This is a genomic window from Deinococcus sonorensis KR-87, assembly GCF_040256395.1.
Taxonomy (GTDB): domain Bacteria; phylum Deinococcota; class Deinococci; order Deinococcales; family Deinococcaceae; genus Deinococcus; species Deinococcus sonorensis.
On record NZ_CP158298.1, the window covers coordinates 226299 to 249883 of the forward strand.

20 protein-coding genes are annotated in these 23585 nt (G+C 70.9%); 13 read left to right on the top strand and 7 right to left on the bottom strand.

The window, feature by feature from the left end; genetic code table 11:
* Positions 1 to 43: 43 nt before the first annotated feature.
* The 3 genes from ABOD76_RS04335 to ABOD76_RS04345 all read left to right on the top strand — a co-directional run bounded on the left by ABOD76_RS04335 (position 44) and on the right by ABOD76_RS04345 (position 4061).
* Positions 44 to 532 carry a MarR family winged helix-turn-helix transcriptional regulator gene (locus tag ABOD76_RS04335; protein WP_350241783.1) on the top strand — a complete coding sequence of 163 codons (489 nt, stop codon included), beginning with the start codon at positions 44 to 46 and terminating at the stop codon, positions 530 to 532.
* Between the two features lie 134 nt (positions 533 to 666).
* Entirely contained in the window at positions 667 to 1224 is a 558-nt protein-coding gene (locus ABOD76_RS04340) for a DUF6428 family protein (protein ID WP_350241785.1), read from the top strand.
* Between the two features lie 794 nt (positions 1225 to 2018).
* Positions 2019 to 4061, top strand: a complete 2043-nt coding sequence (locus ABOD76_RS04345; protein WP_350241786.1) for a BTAD domain-containing putative transcriptional regulator — start codon at positions 2019 to 2021, stop codon at positions 4059 to 4061.
* Between the two features lie 115 nt (positions 4062 to 4176).
* On the opposite strand, the gene ABOD76_RS04350 is transcribed toward ABOD76_RS04345, so the two are convergent.
* A complete protein-coding gene (locus ABOD76_RS04350) occupies positions 4177 to 5211 on the bottom strand; it encodes an Ig-like domain-containing protein (RefSeq protein WP_350241788.1) in 1035 nt (344 codons plus the stop codon).
* A 414-nt stretch (positions 5212 to 5625) separates the two neighbouring features.
* On the opposite strand from ABOD76_RS04350, the gene ABOD76_RS04355 reads away from it, so the two are divergent.
* Positions 5626 to 5913 (top strand): antibiotic biosynthesis monooxygenase, encoded by a 288-nt coding sequence (locus ABOD76_RS04355; protein WP_350241790.1) that lies wholly within the window; start codon positions 5626 to 5628, stop codon positions 5911 to 5913.
* 220 nt (positions 5914 to 6133) lie between these two features.
* Here ABOD76_RS04355 and ABOD76_RS04360 read toward each other — a convergent pair whose 3' ends face one another.
* Positions 6134 to 7534 (bottom strand): PLP-dependent aminotransferase family protein, encoded by a 1401-nt coding sequence (locus tag ABOD76_RS04360; RefSeq protein WP_350241792.1) that lies wholly within the window; start codon positions 7532 to 7534, stop codon positions 6134 to 6136.
* 87 nt (positions 7535 to 7621) lie between these two features.
* On the opposite strand from ABOD76_RS04360, the gene ABOD76_RS04365 reads away from it, so the two are divergent.
* The 3 genes from ABOD76_RS04365 to ABOD76_RS04375 all read left to right on the top strand — a co-directional run bounded on the left by ABOD76_RS04365 (position 7622) and on the right by ABOD76_RS04375 (position 10003).
* Positions 7622 to 8341: an aspartate/glutamate racemase family protein gene (locus ABOD76_RS04365; protein ID WP_350241794.1), complete on the top strand. Its 720-nt coding sequence runs from the start codon at positions 7622 to 7624 to the stop codon at positions 8339 to 8341.
* 406 nt (positions 8342 to 8747) lie between these two features.
* Positions 8748 to 9491 (top strand): MFS transporter, encoded by a 744-nt coding sequence (locus ABOD76_RS04370; protein WP_350241795.1) that lies wholly within the window; start codon positions 8748 to 8750, stop codon positions 9489 to 9491.
* On the top strand, positions 9488 to 10003 hold the full coding sequence (locus ABOD76_RS04375; RefSeq protein WP_350241797.1) for an MFS transporter: 516 nt from the start codon (positions 9488 to 9490) through the stop codon (positions 10001 to 10003). The genes ABOD76_RS04370 and ABOD76_RS04375 overlap by 4 nt, the downstream gene beginning before the upstream one ends.
* Before the next feature lie 171 nt (positions 10004 to 10174).
* Here ABOD76_RS04375 and ABOD76_RS04380 read toward each other — a convergent pair whose 3' ends face one another.
* The 3 genes from ABOD76_RS04380 to ABOD76_RS04390 form a co-directional block, all read right to left on the bottom strand.
* Positions 10175 to 10489 (bottom strand): hypothetical protein, encoded by a 315-nt coding sequence (locus tag ABOD76_RS04380; RefSeq protein ID WP_350241799.1) that lies wholly within the window; start codon positions 10487 to 10489, stop codon positions 10175 to 10177.
* Positions 10490 to 11586: 1097 nt separating this feature from the next.
* Entirely contained in the window at positions 11587 to 12177 is a 591-nt protein-coding gene (locus tag ABOD76_RS04385; protein WP_350241801.1) for a transposase, read from the bottom strand.
* A 4-nt stretch (positions 12178 to 12181) separates the two neighbouring features.
* Entirely contained in the window at positions 12182 to 13063 is an 882-nt protein-coding gene (locus ABOD76_RS04390; protein ID WP_350241803.1) for a helix-turn-helix transcriptional regulator, read from the bottom strand.
* 83 nt (positions 13064 to 13146) lie between these two features.
* Between ABOD76_RS04390 and ABOD76_RS04395 the strand changes: the two genes are divergently transcribed.
* The 3 genes from ABOD76_RS04395 (at position 13147) to ABOD76_RS04405 (ending at position 18315) form a co-directional block, all read left to right on the top strand.
* A complete protein-coding gene (locus tag ABOD76_RS04395) occupies positions 13147 to 13929 on the top strand; it encodes a phytanoyl-CoA dioxygenase family protein (protein ID WP_350241805.1) in 783 nt (260 codons plus the stop codon).
* 1094 nt (positions 13930 to 15023) lie between these two features.
* Positions 15024 to 16802, top strand: coding sequence for an NPCBM/NEW2 domain-containing protein (locus ABOD76_RS04400; protein ID WP_350241807.1), 1779 nt, complete (start codon positions 15024 to 15026; stop codon positions 16800 to 16802).
* Positions 16803 to 17391: 589 nt separating this feature from the next.
* A complete protein-coding gene (locus ABOD76_RS04405; RefSeq protein WP_350241809.1) occupies positions 17392 to 18315 on the top strand; it encodes an NADP-dependent oxidoreductase in 924 nt (307 codons plus the stop codon).
* Between the two features lie 200 nt (positions 18316 to 18515).
* On the opposite strand, the gene ABOD76_RS04410 is transcribed toward ABOD76_RS04405, so the two are convergent.
* Complete coding sequence (locus tag ABOD76_RS04410) at positions 18516 to 18920, bottom strand: DUF302 domain-containing protein (protein WP_350241811.1); 405 nt, start codon at positions 18918 to 18920, stop codon at positions 18516 to 18518.
* Between the two features lie 575 nt (positions 18921 to 19495).
* Here ABOD76_RS04410 and ABOD76_RS04415 point away from each other — a divergent pair.
* The 3 genes from ABOD76_RS04415 to ABOD76_RS04425 all read left to right on the top strand — a co-directional run bounded on the left by ABOD76_RS04415 (position 19496) and on the right by ABOD76_RS04425 (position 22654).
* Complete coding sequence (locus ABOD76_RS04415; RefSeq protein WP_350241813.1) at positions 19496 to 20299, top strand: histidinol-phosphatase HisJ family protein; 804 nt, start codon at positions 19496 to 19498, stop codon at positions 20297 to 20299.
* Positions 20300 to 20387: 88 nt separating this feature from the next.
* Entirely contained in the window at positions 20388 to 21593 is a 1206-nt protein-coding gene (locus ABOD76_RS04420) for an MFS transporter (protein ID WP_350241815.1), read from the top strand.
* Positions 21593 to 22654 carry an LLM class flavin-dependent oxidoreductase gene (locus tag ABOD76_RS04425; RefSeq protein ID WP_350242326.1) on the top strand — a complete coding sequence of 354 codons (1062 nt, stop codon included), beginning with the start codon at positions 21593 to 21595 and terminating at the stop codon, positions 22652 to 22654. The genes ABOD76_RS04420 and ABOD76_RS04425 overlap by 1 nt, the downstream gene beginning before the upstream one ends.
* Positions 22655 to 22959: 305 nt before the next feature.
* On the opposite strand, the gene ABOD76_RS04430 is transcribed toward ABOD76_RS04425, so the two are convergent.
* A complete protein-coding gene (locus tag ABOD76_RS04430) occupies positions 22960 to 23136 on the bottom strand; it encodes a hypothetical protein (RefSeq protein WP_350241817.1) in 177 nt (58 codons plus the stop codon).
* Positions 23137 to 23585 lie beyond the last annotated feature (449 nt).

Below are 23585 nucleotides of genomic sequence, written 5' to 3' on the forward strand. Positions count from 1 at the left end.
TGTTGTTCTTGACAATCGAATTCGTCAAGCGTACAGTCACCACATGACCGTTGCCGAAGACAACCAAGTGGCCGGGACGGACAGCACCGGCCTCCTGCTGCGCTGTGTTACCCGCCTGTTCGCCGAACTGCAGCAGCGCAACTTCGCGTGCTGCGACGTCCAGTCCGCCACCCAGTGCGTGATCCTCACTACCCTGCAGCGCGAGGGGGACGTCACCCTCACCCACCTGACCCGCACGCTGAACCTCGACAAGGCGTGGCTCAGCCGCAGCACCGACGACCTCGTCGAGCAGGGCCTGCTCATCAAGGCGCCGCACCCCAGCGACCGCCGTGCCCTGCTGCTGCACCTCACGGACGCCGGGCACCAGGCCGCGCGGGACCTCGACACCCAACTGAACCGCCAGTCCGCCCGCGTGCTGGCCCGCCTGCCGGTGGAGGACCGTGCCCAGGCGCTCCGCATCCTCGAGGGCCTGACCCAGGCGCTTCAGGCTGAACTCAACGGCGACGACGCCTGCACCCCAAGGAGCACCTGAGGTAAATGCGGAGCTGCCGCACCTGTGGTCCACCGAACGTCAGCGGCGCCCCGCGTCAACGTCCGCGGACCGTCCGGCCCCACCCCCCGCGGCCACGTTCCTCCGCCCTGCCTCACCTGCTCAGGAGTGCTCCCATGGCCCAGACCCTCCCGATCCCCGGCCTCACCCCGCAGACCGCGACCGACACCCTGATCCGCACGCTCCGGGGGACCGAGCCGCGCCCGCTGGAGTTCCACCTCGACAGCGCGGTGCTCGTGCAGCCCGGGTACCACGTCACCGAGGTCAAGGCCGTCACCATCGAAGCCATGGACTGCGGCGGCAAGGCGAACGCCTGGCGTGAAACGATCATTCAGCTGATGGACGGCACCGCGGAGGAGGCCAACGGCGGCCACATGACCACCCGCAAGTTCCTCGGCATCTACGACCGGGTCGCGAAGCACGTCCCGGTGCGGGCCGAGGCGGAGGTGCGGTTCGAGTACGGCACCGCCAGCACCCCGGCCCTGCAGTACCACGTGACGGGCATCCGGTTGGAACCGGAGCGGGTGATCGTGGACCTGCGCGCGCCCGGGGTGCAGTGCAAGGCGGGTGAAGCGTGTGGCCCGTCGGTGGGTGCCACTGAGCCCAGCGAAGGCTGCACCCCGGACAGCGGCTGCTGCAGCCCGGTGCCGGCCCAGCTGATCACGTTGAGCTGAGGGTCCGGATCCCCGCTGGCCAGCGTTCCCTGGTGGGGGCGCTGGCCGCACCCACGACGGTGGCGTGCGGGGCGCGGTCGACGCTCAGCTGAGCGTGGCTGGACGCGCACCCAGACCAGCCTCACGTTCCGACCGGCTCTACTCATTCCGCACGGCTCGCCCCGGCGGTCGGTCGCACCCTGGCGAGCCTGGGGGTCCTGATGGGTGCGTTCGCCTTCACGCTGCTCGCCACCACGTCGGCGTTCCTGCCTTTCGGCTGGCGGACCATGGCCCTGACCCTGTCCAAGGTGGCGTTCCCTGTCCGAGGCGGCGTTCACCGTCCTCGGACAGCCGCTGCACGGCGCACCGCGTATCCGGGCGACCCTGACCAGCACCCATGTTGGCGGACCGGTCAGCACGATCTTCGCGCGGCTCAGCACCGCCCTGTCGGGCGATGTTGGGCTGCGGGGAACGCTCCTGAGCCAGGCGGCGCTATGGGCTGGTCTCGGGGCTGACCTGGGGGTCTGTCCGCACGGGTCAGGTCCAGCGCGGCCCGCAGGACCACGGCCGGGCATCGGCGCTGGGCTCCGGCAGCAACGCCTGGCCGTGGCGGTGGGCGTGGGGCGGCCGCTCGCGCCGCTCCTGCGGACCACCGGGTCCGAGCCAGCGCAGGCCGCGGCAGTCACGGACCCCCTCCGGCAGGCGTTGCTGCCGGGCGCTGTTCCTGACCGGCCCGGGCGGTAACGTGCCGAGCGCCTGAGCGGCTGGTGGTGACGCTGGAGCGTGGCCGTACCCTCTGCTACCGTGAAGAGGTCATGAGCCCCACTCGAGGCTGGATGCTCCAGGTGTTCGGCACGCCGTCGTTCCACCGTCCGGATGGACGGCGGCTACGCTGTGAAGGGACGACGCTGGCGCTGCTCGCGTACCTCGCGGTGGAGGGCCCCACCTCCCGCGCCCGGCTGGCGTCCCTGCTGTGGCCGGCCTCGGCGGAGAGTGTCGCGAGGAACAACCTGGTGCACCTGCGGCGCCGCGTGGCGTCCATGGCCCGGACGGAGCTGATCCTGAATCAGGACCTGCTGACGTTGAGCCCAGTGGTGTGGACGGACGTTCAGGCGCTGGTGGCTGGCACGCTCCCCCCGGAGCGCCTGCCGGGCGCCACATTTCTCAGCGACGTGACGTTCGGGGACCTGCCGGAGCTGACCGACTGGATGCACCTTCAGCGGGAGCGGCTGTTGCAGCTGTCCCTGCGACAGCTGCACGCGCTGAGGGCCGCGGCGGAACAGCAGGGCGAGCTGGCACAGGCGCTTGGCCATGCCGAGCGGATCCTCGCGCTCGACGACCTGAGTGAGGACGCGCACCGCCACGTGATGCGGCTGGCGTACCTGACGGGAGACCGGGGTGCGGCGCTCGCCACCTACCGGGCGTGCGCCGCGCGCCTGGAGCGGGACCTGGGGGTGGCGCCAATGCCGGACACCGTGCGGCTGGCCGAGGACATCACGCGGGGCGAAGGGCCGTTGCGGCCGGCAGGGCGCGTGTCCTCCGGCATTCCACTCGCAGTGCAGCGCCCTCCGGTCCTGGTGGGGCGGGAGCGTGAGTGGCGGCGGATGGAAGAGGCGCGGGCGCGCGGGCACGTGATTTTCCTGGCGGGTGAGGCGGGCACCGGAAAAACCAGACTCGCGGAGGAATTCGCCGCGAGGCACGGCCCGTACCTGCGGCTCGAGGGTCGGCCGGGGGATCAACAGGAACTGTACGCTTCGGCGGTCCGGCTGCTGCGGCGGCACCTGGCGCAGCGCGCGTACGTCCCCCCCTCGGAATGGGAACGGCTGGCCCTGGCGCATCTGCTGCCGGAGTTCGGGGCGGCGCCGCCCGAGTCGTGGCATGTCCTGCACTTCCAGCAGGCGATCCTGCACCTGGTGCGCGAAACCAGCCGCGACGTGCGGACGCTCATCACGGACGACCTGCAGCATTACGATCAGGCGTCGTTCGAACTGGGTGGGTTCCTGCTGGCCTCAGGGTTCCCGTTGGGTCAGCCGGGGGGACTGCCGCACTTTGTGGACACCTACCGCACCGGTGAACTCCCGCCGGCCATCGAGGCCGCCATCCAGGCGCTGGTGAACGCGGACCTGGCCACGGTGATCACCGTGGGCGCGCTGGATGAGGCTGCCGCGGACCGCTTGATGGACACGCTGGGCGTGCCGGACCACGCGGGGTGGCGGCGGCGGGTGTGGCGGCACGCGGGTGGCAATCTGGTGTTTCTGCTGGAGACCATCAAGTTCCTGCTGGAGTCGGGCGCGCTGGACCAGGCCCTTCCGGAGGACCTGCCGCTGCCGGCCCGCGTTCAACAGACCATCAGCGCCCGGCTGAGCCGGCTCTCCGCCCCGGCCCTGCAGGTGGCGCGCGCCGCGGCCACGCTGCAGCGTGATTTCACGCTGGACCTGCTGGCGGAGGTGCTGCAGGCGCCGGTGTTGGAGGTCGCCGAGCGGTGGGCGGAACTGGAACGCGCCCAGGTGGTGCTGGGTGAGCAGTTTCCCTCCGGGTTGATCGCGCAGACCATCACGCACGACACCCCGGACGTGGTGCGCAAGGTGCTGCACCGCAATGCAGCGCGCGCGCTGGAGCGGCACCAGGCGGACCCAGGGCTGATCGCCTGGCACTGGCGGGCCGGGGAGCAGGACCGGCAGGCCGCGCCGTGGTTCATGCGGGCCGGCGCGGCGGCCCTGCGCAAGGCGCGGCTGCTGGAGGCCCGCGGCGCCTTTGAGGACGCGCAGCGGGCGTTTGAGCGGAGTGGCGACGAGGCCGGCGCGCGGGACGCCGCGCTGGCCTGCATGGCCCTGGACGAGACGCGCGCAGCGCCATGAGCGGCCGCGTCGGGGGAGCGGCGGACCACGGGGGTGACGGCGCCCGCCTGGGCCCCGAGGGAGGGCTAGGGTCCAGGTCTCCCAGCCCGCTGCCATGCTCTCGCGGCGTTCCGGATCAATCGCGCACTTCGACGTACAGGATCAGCCGTGTGGAGTTCCAGCCGTAAATGAAGTCCCCGGTGTAGCTCGGGCCCCACGGTGGCGTTTCGGCGCCGCTGGCGCGCTTGCGGATCTCGAGGGGCCGTCCGTCCTGCGTGGCGGTCACCCGGTAGGTGCCGTACATCACGTTGGGCACGATCCAGCCGGAACCGGACCGGATGGGCTTCACGGTCCTGGCCGTCCCGGTCGTTCCGTCGGCCAGCAGCCCGACCGGTTCGAGCGTCAGCCTCACCTTCGACTCGTCAATGTCGTACTCGCCGACCGGCTGGGTCACACTGACGATGCCGAGGTTCCCGTAGGGGTCGCTGTCCGTGATGTCCTGGGGACGCATCACGAAGTCACGGACGCCGCCTTCGGGGCCGGCGACGTCCGCCGGATTGGTCGGGACCAGCGGCACGTGAATGCTCTGGCCCTTGTAGCTGAAGTTCGCGTTCGCCGTCACGCGCCACGTGGTCGGAATGGCCTTGATGTTGATCCGGTACGCGCCGTTCACGTCCGTGACGGCGCTCAGGTTGCTGTCGTACAGCAACTGGTTGTCCGCCCAGACGTCCACGTCCGGGATGGGGCGGCCTTCGCTGTTGCGGACGTGGCCGGTGATCCATCCCTTTTCCCCCGGGACGGTGTTCGCCGGCCGGACCGTCACGCGGACCGCGGCACTGGTGGTGGCCTGGCCGGCCGTGTCCCGGGCGGTGGCCGTGTAGGTGAAGGTGCCGCCCGGCGTGGTCGCGGGGAAGTCCTCGGAGGCGGTGAAGGGAGCGGCGGTGTCGGCCGTGTACAGCTGACCATTCTTGTAGAAGTCGACCTGGGTGACGCGCGTCTCGCCATCGACCGTGGCCTCGAGGGCCAGGGGCCCTGGGGCCGTCAGGGTGGAGGGGGTGGCGACCAGGCGGACGCCTGGGGACTTCGTCTCGTGGGGTCCAGGGGTGGCGGTGCAACTGGCCAGCAGGCCCAGGCTCAGCAGCGACAGGTTCCAGATGGGGTGTCGGTTCATGTGTGTGCTCCTCCAAGGGCCCAGGGCGCCTTGATGCTCGGAGCGTAGCCGCATGGCCATGATGAGCAGATGGTCGCCAGGCGGGCGCCGACAGCGGGAGCGGGACGGCCGGAGCGTGGCCGCGGCCCGCCCCCGCCCGCCGCTGCGAAGGCCTCGCTGGATGACCCTCTGGCCAGATCCGGTGGGTGGGCCGTCATCGGTGATCTGTCCGCAGGTGGAGTCCGGTGTAGTGCGCCCAGCGCCATACCCACTCCCTTTTCTCATCATGCTCCCATCATGTGGGTTCATTTAGCGTGCGGGTGAACGGAGCCGACCCCGTTCACTTCCGCGAAACACGCACCGTGAGCGCCCCAAGCCGTCCACACGAACCGCGGCGCACCCGGTGCACCCACCACACCTCTCAGGGAGACCGAAATGACCTACATCTGGGCCACCGTTCACATTGAGGACCTTCAGAAGTTCATCGCCGTGTTTTCAACCGCAGGCGCCGCCGCCCGCCGGAAGCACGGCAGCCGGAGCTGCCAGCTGTTCACGCTGCCGGAGGCGGACGGGCAGGTTCGCGTGCTGTTCAGCTGGGAGAGCAGAGCCGCATTCGAGCGCTTCCTGAACGACACTTCCACGAGGGCCACCATGCAGTCGAGCGGCACGCTGGGCCGGCCAGAGTTCCTGTTCCTCGACGCGTTGGCCGTGCTGCCTGGATAACGGAGCTGCGGTCATCGGCGTGCAGCCGTCCCCGGCGATGCAGGCACACCGTGCATCGCCGTTGCGGCGTTCGGCCACGGCGGCTCCCCACTCCATCGGGGCGGCGCTCTCCTTTCCTTCCCGCAGTTGCGGCGGGCCCGTCACGCTGGGCCCCGTGAGCGGGATCTGCCGGCGCGCATCACCGGGCGCCCCGCACGTCAGACGGCGCAAGCTCACCGGATCACTGGCCGAGGGTCCACACCTCCGCCAGGCGCTGCACGCCCGCCTGCAGCGTGGTCTCGTTGGCCGCCGCGTAACTCAGGCGCACGAACGGGCCGGGCGCCTCGGCAGGAAACCAGGCGGCGCCCGGATTGACCTGAACGCCTGCGTCCAGCGCCGCGCGGGCCAGCTGAACGTCGTCGCTTCCCTCCGGCAGTTCCAGCCAGGCGAACAGCCCGCCGCGTGGCACGCGGGTGACGCGGGCGGCCGGGAGGTGGGTGGCGAGGGCGGCGAGCAGGGCGTCACGCCGCGACCGGAGGTGCGTGCGGAGTCTGGTTTGATGCGCTTCTCGCGCGGGGCTGCTCACCCATTCCAGCGCTGTTTCCTGCATCGGGCCGGGTACGAACAGCTCATCTGCGGTTCGGAGGGCGCGCAAGCGTGCACTGACGGGTCCACGCGCGACCAGGGCCGCGACGCGCAGGCCCGGGGCGACGGACTTGGTGAGCGAGCGGATGTACAGCACGTGCCCCGCGTCGTCGTGCAGGGCGAGCGGTGGGGTGGGGGCGCCCTCCAGGGTGAGGTCGCGCGCGGCGTCATCCTCCACCAGGTAGGCCTGGTGACGGGCGAGCACCTGCAGCACCGCGGCGTGGCGTTCGCGCGCGAGTGTGGTTCCGGTGGGGTTGGCGTGCAGCGGCTGGTAAAGCACCACCCGGGCGCCGCTGGTCTCGAGGGCCGCGTGCAGCCGGTCCGGGTCGAGCCCGCCGGCGTCGGTCGGCACCGGAACGGCGCGCAGTCCCGCCGCGCGGAGCGCGGCGAGGGCGCCCAGGTGGGTGGGGGACTCGACCACCACCGCCTGGCCGCTGCGGGTCAGGGCGCGCAGCGCGGTGGACAGGGCCGCCTGACCGCCCGGCACGATCAGCACGTCGCGGGTGTGGAACCCGGGCCCGAGTTGCGCGGCGAACCAGGTGCGCAGACCCTCGTGCCCCTCGGCCGGCAGGCGATCCCACGCGCCGGGCCGCCGGGCGGCGCGGGACATGGCCCCGGCCAGCGCGGTGAGCGGCTGCAGCGTCGCGTCGAGGTAGCCGCTTCCGAGCGGCAGCACGTCCGGGCGCGGCGGGGCGAACAGCGTGCCGAAGGCGTCCAGCGTGTCGGGGCGCTCGCCGAGCACCAGCGTCTGCCACTCGAAGCGCGCGGCGCGCGGTGGGGTGGGCAGGGCGGCGATGAAGGTCCCCTGCCCGGGGCGCGTCTCGATGACGCCGCGGGTCGTGAGTTCGCGCAGGGCCTTCTGCACCGTGACCGGGCTCGCGGCGTACCGCTCTACCAGACTGCGCGTGGTGGGGAGCTGCTCACCCGGCTGCCCGTCCTGCTCGATGTGCTGGAGCAGGGCCTTGACCAGCCGACCGACCGAACCTGTATTCGCCATGGCCACCTCCTTGTGCTACTCTACTACGTGAATACCAATAGTAGCGCTACCAATCTGAAGTCCCAAGCGATATCGTCCCGCCGTGCCATGAAGACCATCGGCCTGATCGGCGGTCTCTCCTGGGAGTCGAGCCTCGTGTACTACAGGATCGTGAACGAAACGGTCCGCGACCGACTGGGCGGAACGCACTCCGCGCGCAGCGTGATGTACACCGTCGATTTCGAGCAGATCGAGCGGCACCAGCATGCCGGTGAGTGGCCCCAGGCGGCCGCGATCCTGCAGGACGCCGCCCGGCGTCTCGAACGCGCCGGAGCGGACTGCCTCATCATCTGCTCGAACACCATGCACCGGGTGGCCGACGACATCCAGGCGAGCGTCCGCATCCCACTGCTGCACATCGCCGACCCCACGGCCGAGCGCATCCGGGCGGCGGGCATGACCCGCGTGGGCCTGCTCGGCACGGCGTTCACCATGCAGCAGGCCTTCTACACGCGCCGCCTGCAGGACCGCCACGGCCTGGACGTCCTCGTGCCGGACGCCGAAGACCAGCAGACCGTTCACCGCGTGATCTACGAAGAACTCATTCAGGGCCGCGTCGAGCCCACCTCGAAAGTGCAGTACGTGCGCATCATGCAGGCACTGGCCGAGCGGGGCGCCGAGGGCATCATCCTGGGCTGCACTGAAATCATGTTGCTGGTGGGCGCCGACGACAGCCCCGTGCCGGTGTTCGACACCACCACCCTGCACGCCCGAGCGGCGGTCGACTGGGCGCTCGGCGACGCGCGGACAACGCACCATCCCGGCTGAACACCCTGCAGTGGGCGATCACGGAAGGCCGCGCGCCCGGACCAGGGGGCAGCTCCTGACGCACCGCACGGTTGTCGCCCGCGGCCCCAGGGCAGGTGGAGGCCCCGGGCTCCACTCAAGCGGCGTGCAGGAGGTCCGGACGTCCGCCGGGACGCCAGCTGCATCGCCGGTGAGGGCGGACCAGCACCCTGCGGGCTTCGCGCCGAGCACGGCGCGTTCCCGGTTGAGCAGGGGCGGGTGGTCCGCCTGACGCGCGCTCCTCCAGATGGCCGTCCGGTCGGCGGGGGCATGGCCCAGAACAGCCGCAGCGCGAGACCTCGCCCCCCGCGCCGGTCGACCGGACAGCAGCCTCGCCCTGTCCGGTCCGCGAATGGACCTCTGGCGGGTGGGGGTCTAGAGTGCCCGCATGCCGCCGACCCGCACCCATCCGCCTGAGGCGACCTCCCCTCAGGTCCAGGGGCCAGTCACGGCCGTTCAGCAGGGCAGCCGCGCCTACACCCGGGTGAGTGCCGCGTTCTTCCTGGTCGGCTTCGCGTCGTTCTCGCTGATCTACTGCGTTCAGCCGCTGCTCGGGGCATTCACGCTGGCGTTCCATGTGACGCCGGCGCAGAGCGCGCTCGCGTTGTCGCTCACGACCGGCTGCCTCGCCGCGGCGATCCTGCTGATGGGGGCCCTCGGCGAGCGCCTGAACCGGCGGAACGTGATGTTCACGGCGATGTGCGGCGCGGCGCTGCTGACGCTCGCGGCGGCCATGGCGCCGTCCTGGCCCCTGCTGCTGGGCGCGCGCGCCGCCACCGGCCTGGTGCTGGGCGGCGTGCCCGCCATCGCCATGGCTGCCCTCGCGGACGTGATCGACGCCCGCCACCTGGGGCGGGCGATGGGCATGTACGTGGGCGGCACCGCGTTCGGCGGCATGATGGGCCGCGTCAGCGTCGGGGTGCTGACGGAATTCACCAGCTGGAGCACCGCGCTGGGCGTGCTGGCGGGCGTGGCGCTGCTGGCGGCGTTCGGCTTCCGCCTGATGCTGCCGGCCATCGCCCACGCCCGGCCTGCCGCGGCGCCCGGCCTGCCGCGGCGCGCGGCCTCACGACGCACCTGCGCATCTGGTCCAGCCACCTGCGGCACGGCACGCTCGCGCGCCTGTTCGTGATCGCCTTCATCAACCTCGGGGTGTTTGTCGCGGTGTTCAACTACCTGGGGTTCCGCCTGATGGACGCGCCGCATCACCTGAGTCAGGGCCAGCTGAGCGCGCTGTTCACGGTGTACCTGTTCGGGGTGGTGCTCTCCCCGCTGGGCGGCGCGGCGGCCGACCGGTTCGGACGGGCCAGGGTGATGCTGATCGGCCTGATCACGTCCGCTCTGGGCGTGACGCTGACGCTGAGCATGCCGCTGCCGGGCGTGGTGCTCGGCGTCGCGCTGTTGACCTGCGGGTTCTTCGTGACGCACGCGGTGGCGAGCGGCTGGGTGGGGCTCGCCGCGCCGGACCACCGGGGACACGCGTCCGCGCTCTACCTGCTGGCGTACTACCTGGGCTCCAGCGTGGTCGGCCTCGCCGGCGGGTGGTTCTGGACGGCCGGCGGGTGGACGTGGGTGGCCGCGTTCACGGCGGCGCTGCTGCTGCTGGCCCTGGGGGTCGCCCGGAGCCTGCCGAGCACCGCATGAACCGAAGCGCTGCTCGGAGGGAGAGCGTGGCCCTGCAGGACGCCCGCGGCGGACCAGGGTGAGGGCCCACACGCCACCAGGGCACCCCGTCCCGCCGCAGGGTTCCGGACGCTGCAGCGGCGCGTCCTGGGGACGGCAGCGGGGTGCCCAGCCGCTCGTGACCCGCTGACCTCAGCCGGGTGAGCGTTTCCATTCAACGAACGCCACACACAGGGCCGCTTCCAGCATCATTTGAAGCGCCGTCAAGCGGAAAAAGACGACGGCGGTCAAGTCCACGTCCACCAGGACCGGGCTGATGATCTGGTCGGCGGGATGCCGTGCACTCGCGCCAGGCGCCTGAGCCAGGGCCAGGATCTCGGACGTGATCACCCACCCGAGCAGCAGCAGACCCGCCACCACCAGATACCGTGCGCCGCCCTGGCGGAGGGTGTGCCGCAGTTCCTTCGCTTCCGGGTCGTGCACCGCCCGGTCACAGCTGAAGGACATAGAGGCTAGGGCCACCGTCAACCCCCACCTGATCAGGTCGGTCGTCGCCTCCGAAGTGCCGCGCTGACCAGGACCCGCGAGGACGGCAGAGGCGAGCTACACCGCAAGCGCCGCCGCGATCCGAATGGACCGGGGGTGACGAACGCCATGCCACGACCGTACGGCCCAGGAAGGTGCCTGTGGGTGGCCCGCATCTCATGGTCGACCGGCGCAGGCTTAAGCGGCAACAGGGTCGTCCGCGCGTCCGGCACGGCGGGCATGTGCAACAGCCGGGCAGCGCCCATCTCCGCGCGTCATGCTGGGCGGGAGGCTCAGGTGGTGCGCCTTGAACGGCGCGGCCTGGACCCCCGACGCTGTGGTGTCGTCACCTTCCTGTGTGGTTTCTGGGAGCGCTTTGTCCCGGCGACTCGTCTGGGTGCCGTGGCCCGCCGGCCTGGCCTCAGGGTCCCCCGTCCGGTCCGTCGCCGTGCCGTACCCGCACGGCGGGGCCGGGCGTGCCTGCGGCGGGGCGGGTGCATCAGCAGGGGCCACAGCAGGCTGTGCACAGCGCACAGCGACAGCAGCCTTGTCAGCAGCACGGCGGTGCTGGCCTCCGCGAGCGGCCCACCGCCACGCGCCGCCTGCCCCAGGCGGCGCACCCCCACGCACACGCCCGCCGCCACGTACAGCAGCGCCAGCCCAATCACGGCACCGGACAGGGTCGGCAGGGTCGGGAACAGCAGCGTGGGCGTCGGGATCACCTCCGGGGAACACCTTCAGCGTACATGCCGTCTGCGCGTCCCCCCCGCCGGGCCCCACCACTCCGTGAAGCGACGCGCCGGCGGACGGCTCGCGGGACAGGTTCACGGTACGGCCCTGGTCTCCCGGCGGGGACTCTGCCCCCTCAAGACGCCGGCAGGCATGACCCACGCCCCGAACATCACGGCGAGCTTGTCGTCCCGCGGCACGACCTGACGGGAGCGGTTCAGGCGCCTATGAGGCGCTCGACCCTGTGCCGCCCGCGGTTCACCAGCCGTCAAACGACGTCGTTCGTCCGAGGTCCGAACGTCGGGGCCGCACCGCCATGCGCTGCCGTAGACGGCGCGCACCCGGGTCGCTCAATCCTCTGTCACCGACCGGCACGGCGGGACGAGCACGCGGGCGGGCGTGCCGCTCCCGCTTGACTCGACCGAGGTCAAGCAGGGCTTCCAGGTCCGCCGCTTCGTGCCACCCACCGCCAGACAGAACGAGTGCGATCGGCCTGCCGTTCCCTGCTGTTCGGCCGTGTCGCTGAGTGCGGAATCCACCACGGGAGCAGCCGAGTGCCTGACCGTTCCGCCCACCAAGTGCACCGGGGTCAGCGCAGATGACGGTACCGTCAACGAAGGACGTCTGCGCCCATCCAGCAGACCCTGCGGCTCAGCATCGCGGCGCAGGTGGTGCAGGGGACGCGGCCAGAGGCCCAGACGTGTCCAGCGTTGGAAACGCACGCAGACGCTGTGCCACGTGCCGTCCTGTTCAGGGAGGTCTCGCCCGGGGGCGCCGGAACCGAGCATCCAGAGCATGCCGTTCCGTATCCGTCGGTGGTCCTGTGGACGGCGATGACGGAAGGGGCGTTGAAGCGGGAGGCGTGGGGTGAGGCTGGCCCACGGGTCATCGGCCAGTTTGGATCGGCGCGGCCCTGCAGGCGACCGCCGCGCGAGGGTCACCTCGTCACGCCTCGTCCACCTCCTCGCGGCCCGAACGGTAGGGGGCGACGGCCGAGCGCGCTTCGAGGCGGAAGGTGCCCGGCGGTGTGCCGTAGCGCTGCTTGAACAGCCGGTAGAAGTGCGACAGGTTCTCGAAGCCGCACAGGGCCGCGACCTCGATCACCTCGGCGGGCGTGGTCATCAGCAGGTCCGCCGCCCGCGTGAGCCGCCGCCCGTTCACCAGCTGCGTGGGGGTCACGCCGTGCACGTCCCGCACGACCCGCGCCAGATGCGTGGCGCTCACCCCGGCGTGCGCAAGCAGGCGCGGCACCCCGGCGCGCAGGTGCTCCGGGTCGCGCAGCAGCGCCAGCGCGGGCGCCAGCCACGGTGGCCCAACCGCCGCGCTCGGAGGCGGTGCTGGGCACAGCAGCGGCAGCACCGCCCCGAGGAACCGGCACAGCGCGAGCCGGTCCGGCGACTGCCCATACGCCCGCAGCGCCAGACGAAAGGCCTCCACGCACTCGCCACGCCGCTCCGCGGCCACGGTCACAGTCGGTGGAAGGGCCGTGGCCGACCACTCCTGCAGCGTCCCCTGCAGTCCGGTCCAGGCGGCAATCTCCCGCCACGCACGGTCGGGAACCGCCACATTCACGAACTGAAGGTGACCGTCCGGCCGCGTCTCGATGCGGTGCTGATCCTCCGGACGCACCAGCACCAGGCTGCCCGGGCCCAGCGGGAGGTCCTCGCCGCCCACCAGGTGGCGGCCCTGGCCCTCACGGACCACGAAGAGTTCCCAGAAGTCATGCCGGTGCGCCGTCACCCCCTGGCCTCCGCGGACCTGGACGACCGCCGCATGAAAGGCCCGTCCGGGCGCGACCCGTTCGAACCGAAGTTGGGGCGCGGTCATGTTGACACAGCATAAACCACGTCCGTCGCTCGCAAGACGGGCCCCTGCGCCCACGCCTACGCTTGAGGCTGGGAGGTCAGGCGATGACGAAGGAAGCGAACGCGACAGGTCGACTGACGCGAGAGGACATCCAGCAGTACGCGTGCGACGGCTACACCCTCTTTCGCCAGCCGGTGTTCGCGCCACAGCGGTTCGAGCGGTTGAAGGCCATCTTCGAGGAGAACCTGGCCGAGTACGGCGCGGCGAACCTCGATATGCCCCACACCCGGGACGAACGTCTGCTCGAGTTCCTGCTCGCGCCGGAGGTGCTCGACCTGGTCGAACCGCTGACCGGACCGAACATCGGGCTGTGGGCCAGCCACTTCATCTCCAAGGAGCCGCGCACCGGGAAGGCGACGCCCTGGCACGAGGACAGCGCGTACTGGATGGGCCGCATTTCGGACATGGCGGGCATCTGCACCGTCTGGCTGGCGCTGGACCCGGTGTTCCCGGAGAACGGCTCGATGGGCGTGATGCCCGGCACCCACACGAACGGGTTTTCCGAGTACGAAAAGGAGGGCGCCGAGGCGCACTTCGCGGGCTTCGAACGGCGGATCAGGCCCGAAGCTATCGACGAAACGAAGGCGGTGTTCTTCACGCTGGAGCCCAACCAGGCGAGCCTACACGAGGCCCGCATCGTGCACGGCGCGCGGGCGAACACCTCCAACGTCCGCCGCGCGGGCTACACCATGCGGTATTTCCCCACCACGGCCCGGATCATCCCGGAGAAGAACCCCGGGCACCGATTGTGGCTGGCCCGCGGCGTGGACCTGGCGGGGAACACCTACCAGAACGCCCGAAGGGCCGTGAGGCCGGACCCCGACTGAGGCTGCACCGCCGAACCGGGCCCGGTCCGGTTGGGTCGGGCGGCCGTCTGGCGGCCGGACTTTACCCTGCTGTGGATGCTTGCCCTGGCGCCACGGGCGCCCCGCGGCCGCGACGCCCCCTGGGGCACCGGAACCGACCGGTGCCCGCATCGGTGCACGCCCCACGGGTGGACGCGACCGGGCACTCCATCTGGCCTGCCGTGCCGGAGCGACCAACGATTCGTGCCTTCCCGACGTGGGCACGGCCGCGCCGATCAGGGCCGGCGAGCCGCGTTTGCGTGACATCTTCGACCGGATGGACCGGAACGGGTGGGGGCGGCCACGCCCGCGGTGAACGTCTCCCGCACCGCCGGCACGGGGCCCTGGCTGGTCACGATGAGGGTGGGTACCTGTGCCTCTGACCGCTGCTGAGGGCACCGTCGCGGTTCTGGCTGTGCTGTGGGCGGCCAGGGTGTGGGCGTCCTCCTGTGGGCTCTGCAGACCGAGCGTGCGGTGAGCGGCTCGGTCATCCGTGTGGAGCCCGGTGCCCGGAAGATGCCCGCACCGCAGCAGTCGACCTTGGGAAGGAGATCGCTGCCGCTCCCGAGGACATGAGCCGCCGGTTCAGCTCAGGTTCAGCTCAGGCCCTGCAGCGGAGACCCCCAGCGTGGGCTGACGAACTGCCGCCTCCGGCTGCTGGTTCTCATGTTGTTGCACGCCTCCCTGTCCGTCTCAGGCGTCTTTTTACCGCTATCTCATGGTTTTTCGGCACACGGATCAGAGGAATCTCACGCTCTTCATTTCGGCATAGGTTTTTATGTCCCCCGAAGGAAACGTTTAGTTTTACTTTACCCAGTTTTCCTTCAACGGTTCACCGAATCGTCCCGAACCGCACCAGAACCGTTGTCCTTCTGCTCTTCCCGATCAACTCCCGGTTCACCGGTCAGACCACTGCGCTGGCCCCACACACCGCACCCTGAACCCACCACTTCCCTCCGCCGTAAGCGCTCTTGTCCCCGCATCGTCTCCGCGCTTCCGCTCCAGCACCCGGACCCAGGCTTCCGCCTGGTCGGTGCCTCATGCCGCGCGCACGGCGCAGACCCACAGGAGATTCCATGACCACCGCTTCTTTCGCTGCCTTTTCTCTGCTGAAACGTCCCGCTGTTCTGGGCCTGGTTACCGCGTTGACCGCCACGCTGGCCGCGTGCGGCAGCACCCCGGCGCCCGCCGGTGCCGCCCGCACCTTCGAGAACGACGGACAGGGTGCGCCCTGGACCGCCGCACCCAGCCAGACCATCCGGGCGCTGTCCATCACGGACGGCGACAACACGCTGAGCAGCCAGACCTGGACCGCCGCCACCAACGGCTGGGGGCCCATCGAGAAGAACAAGAGCAACGCCGGCAGCACGGCGGGCGACGGCCAGACCCTGGCGCTGAACGGCAAGACCTACACCACCGGCTTCGGCACGCACGCCAACAGCTCGATGACCTTCAGCACCGGCGGGAAGTGCGCGACCTTCACCTCGGACATCGGTCTGGACGACGAGGTGGGCAGCCAGGGCAGCGTGGTGTTCCAGGTATACGCCGACGGCGCCAAGCTCTATGACAGCGGCACCATGACCGGCAGCAGCGCCACCAAGAGCGTCAACGTGAACATCAGCGGCAAGCAGGAACTGAAGCTGGTCGTCACCGACGCCGGCGACGGCAACAACTACGACCACGCGGACTGGGCGAACGCCGTGCTGCACACCTGCTCCGGCACGACCATCACGACGCAGAGCTTCGGTGGCCCGATCACCATCACCAAGGGCGGAACATACACGGGCAACTGGGAAAGCACGGACCCCAACGTCCCAGTCATCACGATCAAGACCAGTGAACCGGTGATCATTCAGAACAGCACGCTGCGCGGCCGCGGCAACCTGGTGGCGGGCTTCCGCAACCGCGTGACCCTGCGCAACAACAAAGGCTACGTGCTCAACCCCAACGTGTACGGCAAGATCTTCGGACGGTTTGCCAACCTGGAAGAGGCGTACAACATCACCATCGAGAACAACTACTTCGAGCATGGCACCGGCATCTACCTGCGTGCCTTCTACGGGGATCCCAGCAAGGGTGAGGGCATCCGCATCCGCAACAACCAGCTGCGCAACATCGATGGCCGCCAGAGCAACGGGGCGGGTGGGTACAACGGGCAGCGCACCATCGCGCAGGCGGTGCTGTTCAACACGATCCAGAAGGTGGCCAACGTGGACATCAGCTGGAACGAGATCATCAACACGCCCGGCAACAGCTATCCCGAAGAGAACATCAACCTGTACATGAGCAGCGGCACCGCCAGCAGCCCGATGCGGGTCCACGACAACTACATCCAGGGCGCCTACAACGCCGACCCGGCCACCAACGCGACCTACCCGGGCGGCGGGATCCTGCTGGGCGACGGGCAGGCGAGTGACCCGAGCCTGATGGGCCACGCCCGGGTGTACAACAACCAGATCGTCAGCACCTCCAACCATGGACTGGGCATCGCGGGTGGCGTGGACAACCAGATCTACAACAACCGGGTGATCAGCAGCGGTCGCCTCCCGGACGGCCGCCCGATCGCGGCGCAGAACGTGGGCCTGTACGTGTGGGATCCCTACGATCTCGGGAAGAAGAGCCCGCCGATGTTCGCGAACAACGTGATGCGGGATAACTTCGTGATGTGGACCAAGGTCAAGAGTGACGGCACCACCACGACCAACCCCTGGTGGGTGCCGGACTGCGGCCTGAACAACACCATCTGCAGCGGCAACGTCAACGGCGGCACCGCCACCCTCGACACCGAGAAGCAAGAGTACCAGCGCTGGCTCTCCAAGCTCACCACCGCCAACGTCAACGTCGGCCCCCAGTAACCCCCGACACCCACGGCGGGCCAGCGGACATCCGCTGGCCCGCCGTGTTGTTCGGAACACCCAGCCATCACCGCCGCGGCCGTTGATTCCGGGCTGGCGCCTCCGCATGGTTCCCCGAGGCACCCATGCTCAGCGGCTGGCACGCGGCGGCCGCTGCGCTCCAAGGGGTCCTGCGTGGGCCTGCTCCCAGCCGACCGGCAAGGACCACGAGCCGAGCAGACATCTGCCTTCAGCAAGGCGAATGTCCTCCGGCGCCGCTCCACCAGACGTCTGGCGAGGGGTTTGAGGTCCAGGGTGGGGCGCCAGAATGCAGCCCATGCAGGACGTCCCCGCAGAACGCCCATCAGGCCCGTTGCTGGGCTTCACCTGGCGAGCGTCTTGAACGGCGGCGCCGTCCGGGGTGCGGCTCGCCACGGCCCCTGCGCCCGCCACGCGACCCACCCGCGCCGGGCAGCCGGTACCCGGGGTGCTGTCTGCGGGCTTGTCAAGCGCGCCCGCGAAACTTACACTGCCTGCCGTGCTCCGGTCGAACGACCGCGGTCCGGGTGACCGCCGTCTTCCGTTCGCCCGGCAGGCCAGGAGGCGACGTATGCAAGCGATGACCCTCCGCCACTACGGCGGCCCGGACGTCTTTCAGCAAGAAGACCTCCCCACGCCCGTCGCCCAGGCGGGTGAAGTGCTGGTGGCGGTGCGTGCCGTGGCGATCAACCCGGTCGATTACAAGTGGCGCCAGCACGGGCCGTTCACGACCTTCCCGGTGATCCTCGGCTGGGATGTCGCCGGGGTGGTCGAGGCCCTCGGCCCGGACGTCACGGACTTCCAGGTCGGGGACGCGGTGTATGGCATGGTGCGCTTTCCCCAGGAGGGACGCGCGTACGCCGAATACGTGGCCGCACCCGCCGCGGACCTGGCCCTCAAACCGCCGCGGCTGAGCTTCGAGGAGGCCGCCGCGACCACCCTGGCCGCCCTGACCGCCGAGCAGGTGTTCGAAGCGGCAGACCTTCAGGCCGGGCAACGGGTGCTGATTCATGCCGGCGCCGGAGGGGTGGGGCACTTCGCGGTACAGCTGGCGAAAGCCCGTGGCGCCACCGTCCTGGCCACCGGGTCGCTCGCCAACCGGGCGTTCATCCTCGAGCTGGGCGCGGACCAGTTCATTGACTACCGTGCTCAGCCGTTCGAGCAGCAGGTGTCGGGCGTGGACGTGGTGTTCGACACGGTCGGCGGCGACACGCAGGCGCGCAGTTTCCAGGTGCTCCGGCCGGGCGGGCGGCTGGTGACCATCGTCGGCACCCCGTCTGCCGCGTTGGCGGAGCAGTACGGCGTGACGGCGCAGCGCCTCCTGGTGCACCCGTCCCGGGCGCAGCTCGAGCGGTTCAACCAGCTCATTGCGGACGGGGCCCTTCGGCCCCACGTCAGCCAGGTGTTCCCGCTCGACCGGGTCGCAGACGCGCACCGCGCGCAGGAAACCGGACGTACCGTCGGGAAGCTGGTCCTGCACGTCACCGGCCCCTGAGGCGCGTTCGAAGGCGGTCAGCGCACGTTCGGCAGGGTCACGGACGAGGCCTGAAGCGGGCGCGTGACGGCCCCACGCAGCAGGACCAAGCGAGGCGTTCGACCTTCAGGCTGGCCCACCCCTCTGGGACGAACCGGAGCCCCGGCCGGCACCCATCACGAGCGCACACCGCGAACGCGGGGGCACGTCTGACCCAGCGTTCATTCGGCCGCGGCCGCGTGGACAAGCGCGTGAATGCCGGAGATGCGGGCGACCAGGTCGTCCGGCAGGTGGTGGCGACGGCCCAGGTACGCGGGATCGTCGTAGGTCACCCAGGCGTGCTGCGCCGCATCCTGCCACGCGACGATGCGCAGGGGGAGGTCCAGCGCGGCGGTGGTCGACGCCTGCATCAGGGCCGTGCCACTCTGCGGGTCGCCGAACAGCAGCAGGATCGTCGGGCGGAGCGTCAACCCGACCTGCCGGGCCTCCTGCGCCTGATCGATGCGCGCGAACACCCTGAAGTGCCGTTCCCGGAGGATCGCCTCCAGGCGGTCCACCGTCTCCGCGGGGGGGAAGGCGCTCGGCACCACATGCATTCCCTCTGGCGTGGTGGCGTCCGCGCTCATGCGGCGCCCCCGTGACCCGCCTGATCCTGGCGAATGCCTCTGGCCGGGCGCGGCTCGGCTCGTGGGTTCATCGCGTCACCTCCTTGCCGACGTGTCGGCTGTCTGCATCTTGCCCGCCACGCGGGCCGCTCGTCCACTCGCAGCGCGGCCCCGAACGAGCTCCAGCCGTTCATCCGATCGGCGCGCCATGTGGATGGGCGTGAACGGGGTGCCGCTGGTCCGGTTGCCCTTCCCTGGCCTCCGTCGACGCCTGAACGCCGCCTTGTGGCGCCTGGCCGGGCGGCCGTGGCGTCCAGCTTCACCACCGCGGGACTTCACCGTGTCTGCCTGGAGGGTCCGCCGTTCCTCCCGGGGTGCCGCGCGTGGACGAGCGGACCAAACGAATGACCACGGGCGAGCGTGCGGACAGCCCTCACGGTCACCCACCCGGCCCGTCGGACCCGGCAGTTCAGCCGTGACCAGGCTGTGGCGCAGCCGCGCCTACGTGGGGGCTGCGGCGCTCCGGCACGGCCGGTGTTCCGGTAGCATCGGTGCAGCCCGGCAGGACTGCGCCCTGCGGCGGGCGAGGAGGCGCCATGCTCGTTGATTACCACACCCATCATCGCCGCTGCGGGCACGCGTCCGGCGAGCTGATCGACTACGCGCGGGCGGCGGTGCGTTCCGGGCTTGCGGAGATCGGGCTGAGCGACCACAGCCCGATCTACCACCTCGGCGACGATCCGCATGCACGGCCCGGCACCGCCATGGCGCAGGGGGAACTGCCCGCGTACCTGGCGGAGATGCGGCAGGTGCAGGCTGAGATGCGCGACGAGATCACGGTGCGGCTCGGGGTGGAGAGCGATTACGTGCTCGGCTGGGACGAGCACTACCGGACCCTGTGGCAGGACGCGGGCCTGGATTATGTGATCGGCAGCGTGCACTGGCTCGGCACGTGGAGCATCTTCGAACCGGCCCTCCCGCCGGGCCGGTCGGCCGCCCAGGTGTACGACGAGTACCTGCGCACCGTGCAGGCGGCCGCGCGCAGCGGCGCGTACGACATCATCGGGCACCTGGACGGGCTGAAAACCCGCGGTCACCTCCCGGAGCTGAGCCTCACCCCGCAGCTGGAGGAGACCCTGCGGGTGCTGAAGTCGGCGGACGTCACGATCGAACTGAACACCAGCGGGTGGCGCAAGGGCCTCGGCGAGCCGTACCCGGGACCCGAATGGCTCGCGCGCTGCTGCGCGCACGGGGTGCCGGTCACGTTCGGCTCGGACGCGCACCGCCCGGAGGACGTGGCGGCCGACTTCCCCCGCGCGGTGGCGCTGCTGCGGCAACTCGGGTACACCCACTTCGCCCGCTTCGAGGGCCGGCGGCGCTCGCTGGTGCCGCTGCCGTAACCCGGGCGGACGGTGCCGGGCGGGCGACGGGCCCGCTCGAATGTGCATGCTTTACCCTGCGGGCCGCCGGGAGCTCTTAGGATCGGTCGTGCGATTGCCTGTCTTCTCCCTCGCCGTGGGTGCCTTCGGCATCGGCATGACCGAATTCGTCGCGATGGGCCTGCTGCCCGACATCGCAACCTCCCTGCACGTCAGCATCACCGCGGCGGGGCTGCTGATCAGCGCGTACGCGCTGGGGGTGGTGGTGGGCGCGCCGACGCTGGCGGCCCTCACCCGCCACCTGAAGCCCAAACCGGTGCTGACGCTGCTGATGGCGCTGTTCACGCTCGGCAACCTGCTGTCAGCCGTGGCGCCCAGCTACCCGCTGCTGATGCTCACCCGGCTGCTGTCGGGCCTGCCGCACGGGGCGTTCTTCGGGGTGGGCGCGGTGGTCGCCGCCCGGCTCGCCCCGCGGGGGCGCGAGGCGCAGACGATGGCGCTGGTGTTCCTGGGCCTGTCGTTCGCCAACGTGGTGGGCGTGCCGTTCGGCACGTGGCTCGGTCAGACGTTCAGCTGGCGCGTGACCTTCGCGGTCGTGGCGCTGATCGGGGTGCTGTCCGCCCTGGGCGTGTGGCGCTGGATCCCGGACCTCGACAACAACCAGGCGGGCGGCCTGCGGCAGCAGCTGCGCGCGTTCCGGAACCCGCAGCTGTGGCGGATCATGGCCGTCACGGTGATCGGCTTCGGCAGCATGTTCGCGGCATTCAGTTACGTCGCGCCGCTGATGACCGAGGTGGCCGGCTTCCGCGCGGCGGCGGTGACGCCGATCCTGATGGTGGCGGGTCTCGGCATGATGGCCGGCAACCTGATCGGCGGCCGGGTCGCGGACCGGGCGCCCCGGCGGGCCACCCTGGCGCTGCTCGCCGCCCTGGCGGCCATCCTGGTGGTGCTGTCGTTCGCCGCGCACGGGCCAGTGACGGCCGTGGTGACCCTCTTCCTCTTCACCACCATCGCCTTCTCGCTGGCCAGCCCGCTGCAGCTGATCACGCTGCAGTCGGCGCGGGGCGCCGAGACGCTCGCGGCCGCCACCAACCAGAGTGCCTTCAACCTCGCGAACGCGCTCGGGGCGTTCCTGGGCGGGCTGCCGATCGCCGCCGGGTACGGCTACACCGCGTCGGCGCTGGTCGGCGCGGGTCTGGCGGTGGCGGGCCTGCTGATCGCGCTGGGGCTGCGGGACGCGCCGCGCCCGAGCCTCCAGCCCGCTGAAGCGCCGACCGCGCCCGCCTACGCCCGCGGCGGCTCGGGGGGCGCATGATGCCCGGCAAACGCATCGGCTTCCTGACGTTCGGGCACTGGCAGGCCGCGCCCGGCTCGCTCACCCCCACCGCCCGCGACGCGCTGCTGCAGACGGTCGAGCTGGCGGTGGCGGCCGAGGCGCTGGGCCTGGACGGCGCGTACGTCCGGGTGCATCACTTCGCGCGGCAATTCTCGGCGCCGTTCCCGCTACTGGCCGCGATGGCGGCGCGCACCCAGCGGATCGAGCTGGGCACCGGGGTGATCGACATGCGTTACGAGCACCCGCTGTACATGGCGGAGGAGGCGGCCAGCACCGACCTGCTGAGCGGCGGGCGGCTGCAGCTGGGCCTCAGCCGCGGCTCCCCGGAACCGGCGTACCGCGGCGCGGAGGCGTTCGGGTACACGCCCGGCGAGCACGAAACGGACGGGGACCTGGCCCGGCGCAAAACGCAGCAGTTCCGGGCGGCCATCGCGGGCGCGCCGGTGGTGCCCGCCGCGGCGGGCGGACGGCCGTCCAGCGGGATGCTGGCCATCCAGCCGCAATCGCCGTCGCTGGCCCAGCGGCTGTGGTGGGGGTCCGGCACGCGCCAGACGGCCGCGTGGGCCGGGGAGCAGGGCCTGAACCTGATGAGCAGCACCCTGCTCAGCGAAGACACCGGCCGTCCCTTCGATGAACTGCAGGCCGAGCAGATCCAGGTGTTCCGAGACGCGTGGCGCGCGGCCGGGTGGCCCGGCGAGCCGCGCGTCTCGGTGAGCCGCAGCGTGCTGCCGGTCGTGACGGACCTCGACCGGCAGCTGTTCGGCGGCAGCCCGGCGCACGACCAGGTGGGCGTGCTCGAGGGTGTCCGCGCGCGCTTCGGCCGAAGCTACGTCGGCGCGCCGGACGTGATCGCCGAGGCGCTGCGGCACGACGCGGCGGTGCAGGCGGCCGACACGCTGCTGCTCACCGTGCCGAACCAGCTGGGCGTGACGTACAACACGCGCCTGCTCGGCACCATCGCCCAGCACATCGCGCCGGCACTCGGCTGGCACCCCGCCGGGCAGCCGCCAGGCACCGACGCGGGCAATGCCGTGCGCTGACCGGGCCGGCACTCGGCTGGCACCCCAGCCGCCCGGACGGGTCGGTCCGCCCGTGGAGGTCGGTGCAGCGCGCCCGCGACGACGCCTTCCGGACGGGCAAGCGTGACTGGGCCGAAGCGAAGGGCTTGCCCGTCCGGCTTCCCCTCCACCTGGCACATGACCCCTTTAGGGAGCGCCTGGTAATGAACCCTCCAGGACTGGAGGAGGGACCGTTGGCCGGAACGGCGGGTGGAGTGCGTGGCGGAGCGCTGCCAGCGCGTGACCGCGGGCGGTCGCGGCACGCTTCCGCCCGCGGCGGCCGCCGGCTAGCGCCTCATGAAGTCCGGGCGGGAGTACCACGCCAGGGTGACGCCGGTCAGCGACCACAGCGAACCGGAGACGTCCCCCGCGACGAGTGACGCCATGCCGAGACTGAACGAAACCACACCTGCAACCGTACCGAGCGCTTTCATGCCTTCACGGTAGACCAGCTGTTCTGACACGCGTCCCTCCACACCCGTTCATGAACGTGTTCCCCAGGCGCGCCGCGGGCGGTGCTTCACCGCCCCTCCCGCTCGGCCTCGCGGAATGCGGAGACCCACGGGCGGTGGAACGCGGCTGGACCCCCACCGCGGACGCTCCGCCGCGGCTCCGAACCCACGGACCGTTGGCCGGTGCGCCCATGACACCCACGGGGGTGGGGCGACGGCCGCGTCTGCCGGGCGGATCGGCGTGCACGCCAGCGCCTTCTGACGCGCCAGGGTCCGCTTCCGCGCTGCCCTGGGCCGGCCTTCGTGGGGTGCACCTGATGGCGTCCTGCCGTGCACGGTGCACATCCGCCCGGGGGGCTGAGCCTGGAGGACGTCCAGAAGGTCCGGGGGCGGTGCCCGCGGTGCGGCCTCCCCGGCAAACAAAATCGGCTCGCAGGTCGCCTTGAGTTCTTTCCTGTCGC

What these genes read in the sequence shown, in the direction of transcription:
- ABOD76_RS04425 (WP_350242326.1), top strand. Translation starts at nt 21,593, where the DNA reads ATGCCCGGCAAACGCATCGGCTTCCTGACGTTCGGGCACTGGCAGGCC.
- ABOD76_RS04360 (WP_350241792.1), bottom strand. Translation starts at nt 7,534, where the DNA reads ATGGCGAATACAGGTTCGGTCGGTCGGCTGGTCAAGGCCCTGCTCCAG.
- ABOD76_RS04410 (WP_350241811.1), bottom strand. Translation starts at nt 18,920, where the DNA reads ATGAGCGCGGACGCCACCACGCCAGAGGGAATGCATGTGGTGCCGAGC.
- ABOD76_RS04340 (WP_350241785.1), top strand. Translation starts at nt 667, where the DNA reads ATGGCCCAGACCCTCCCGATCCCCGGCCTCACCCCGCAGACCGCGACC.
- ABOD76_RS04365 (WP_350241794.1), top strand. Translation starts at nt 7,622, where the DNA reads ATGAAGACCATCGGCCTGATCGGCGGTCTCTCCTGGGAGTCGAGCCTC.
- ABOD76_RS04345 (WP_350241786.1), top strand. Translation starts at nt 2,019, where the DNA reads ATGAGCCCCACTCGAGGCTGGATGCTCCAGGTGTTCGGCACGCCGTCG.
- ABOD76_RS04415 (WP_350241813.1), top strand. Translation starts at nt 19,496, where the DNA reads ATGCTCGTTGATTACCACACCCATCATCGCCGCTGCGGGCACGCGTCC.
- ABOD76_RS04350 (WP_350241788.1), bottom strand. Translation starts at nt 5,211, where the DNA reads ATGAACCGACACCCCATCTGGAACCTGTCGCTGCTGAGCCTGGGCCTG.
- ABOD76_RS04395 (WP_350241805.1), top strand. Translation starts at nt 13,147, where the DNA reads ATGACGAAGGAAGCGAACGCGACAGGTCGACTGACGCGAGAGGACATC.
- ABOD76_RS04370 (WP_350241795.1), top strand. Translation starts at nt 8,748, where the DNA reads ATGCCGCCGACCCGCACCCATCCGCCTGAGGCGACCTCCCCTCAGGTC.
- ABOD76_RS04400 (WP_350241807.1), top strand. Translation starts at nt 15,024, where the DNA reads ATGACCACCGCTTCTTTCGCTGCCTTTTCTCTGCTGAAACGTCCCGCT.
- ABOD76_RS04335 (WP_350241783.1), top strand. Translation starts at nt 44, where the DNA reads ATGACCGTTGCCGAAGACAACCAAGTGGCCGGGACGGACAGCACCGGC.
- ABOD76_RS04405 (WP_350241809.1), top strand. Translation starts at nt 17,392, where the DNA reads ATGCAAGCGATGACCCTCCGCCACTACGGCGGCCCGGACGTCTTTCAG.
- ABOD76_RS04380 (WP_350241799.1), bottom strand. Translation starts at nt 10,489, where the DNA reads ATGTCCTTCAGCTGTGACCGGGCGGTGCACGACCCGGAAGCGAAGGAA.
- ABOD76_RS04390 (WP_350241803.1), bottom strand. Translation starts at nt 13,063, where the DNA reads ATGACCGCGCCCCAACTTCGGTTCGAACGGGTCGCGCCCGGACGGGCC.
- ABOD76_RS04355 (WP_350241790.1), top strand. Translation starts at nt 5,626, where the DNA reads ATGACCTACATCTGGGCCACCGTTCACATTGAGGACCTTCAGAAGTTC.